Origin of the sequence: Pseudomonas eutrophicaquae, from assembly GCF_023544715.1 — a bacterium.
GTDB lineage: Bacteria > Pseudomonadota > Gammaproteobacteria > Pseudomonadales > Pseudomonadaceae > Geopseudomonas.
This window is the reverse complement of sequence record NZ_JAMJEZ010000048.1, coordinates 1-1,390: the sequence shown is the minus strand read 5'-3', so window position 1 is coordinate 1,390 and position 1,390 is coordinate 1. Positions and strand designations below refer to the sequence as shown.

The 1,390-nt window shown below is 67.8% G+C and carries 2 protein-coding genes; both read left to right on the top strand.

The features are described 5' to 3' along the window. On the top strand, positions 1-720 hold a 720-nt coding region (locus MXC11_RS12045), incomplete at its 5' end, for an electron transfer flavoprotein subunit beta/FixA family protein (RefSeq protein ID WP_250010416.1). Next, positions 720-1,390: electron transfer flavoprotein subunit alpha/FixB family protein (locus MXC11_RS12040; protein ID WP_250010415.1), on the top strand; the 671-nt coding region annotated here is incomplete at its 3' end. The genes MXC11_RS12045 and MXC11_RS12040, both read left to right, overlap by 1 nt.

Here is a 1,390-nt window from a genome sequence, read left to right as displayed (position 1 = left end):
GTCGATTACAACGTCAAGGTCCGCGTCAAGGCGGATCAGTCCGGCGTGGATCTGGCCAACGTCAAGATGTCGATGAACCCGTTCTGCGAGATCGCCGTCGAGGAAGCCGTGCGCCTCAAGGAGCAGGGCGTGGCCAGCGAGATCGTCGTGGTCTCGGTAGGCCCGGCGCTGGCGCAGGAGCAGCTGCGTACCGCCCTGGCGCTGGGCGCTGATCGCGCCGTGCTGGTCGAGTGCGCGGACGAGCTGGGTTCGCTGGCGGTGGCCAAGCTGCTCAAGGCCGTGGTGGATCGCGAGCAGCCGCAGCTGATCATCACCGGCAAGCAGGCGATCGACAGCGACAACAACCAGACCGGCCAGATGCTGGCCGCGCTGACCGGCTTTGCCCAGGGCACCTTCGCCTCCAAGGTTGAAGTGGCCGGCGACAAGGTCAACGTGACCCGCGAGATCGACGGCGGCCTGCAGACCGTGGCGCTGCGCCTTCCGGCCATCGTCACCACCGACCTGCGCCTCAACGAGCCGCGCTACGCCTCGCTGCCGAACATCATGAAGGCCAAGAAGAAGCCGCTGGAGACCCTCACGCCCGAGGCACTCGGCGTCTCCACCGCCTCGACCCTGACGACCCTCAAGGTCGAAGCGCCGGCCGCCCGCAGCGCCGGCATCAAGGTGGCCTCGGTGGCCGAGCTGGTCGACAAACTGAAGAATGAAGCGAAGGTGATCTGATGGCCATTCTCGTCATTGCCGAACACGACAACGCCACGCTGGGCGCGGCGACCCTCAACACCGTGGCCGCTGCGGCGCAGATCGGTGGCGACATCCATGTGCTGGTCGCCGGCAGCGGCTGCGCGGCGGTCGCTGAGGCGGCCGCCAAGGTCGCCGGCGTAGCCAAGGTGCGGGTCGCCGATCAGGCCGCCTTTGCCCACCAGCTGGCCGAGAACCTTGCCCCGCTGGTGGCTGAACTGGCCCCGGATTACAGCCATGTGCTGGCCGCCGCCACCACCACCGGCAAGAACCTGCTGCCGCGCGTGGCGGCGCTGCTGGATGTCGATCAGATCTCCGAGATCATCAAGGTCGAGAGCGCCGACACCTTCAAGCGCCCGATCTACGCCGGCAACGCGATTGCCACCGTGCAGTCCAGCGCGGCGATCAAGGTGATTACCGTGCGCGGCACCGGCTTCGACGCCGTGGCCGCTGAGGGTGGCAGTGCCGCGATCGAAGCGGTAGCCGGTGGGAGTGATACTGGCCTCTCGGCCTTCGTTGGCGAGGAGCTGGCCAAGTCCGAGCGTCCGGAGCTGACCGCCGCCAAGGTCATCGTCTCCGGCGGGCGCGGCCTGCAGAACGGCGAGAACTTCCAGCTGCTGTATCAGCTGGCCGACAAGCTCGGCGCCGCGGT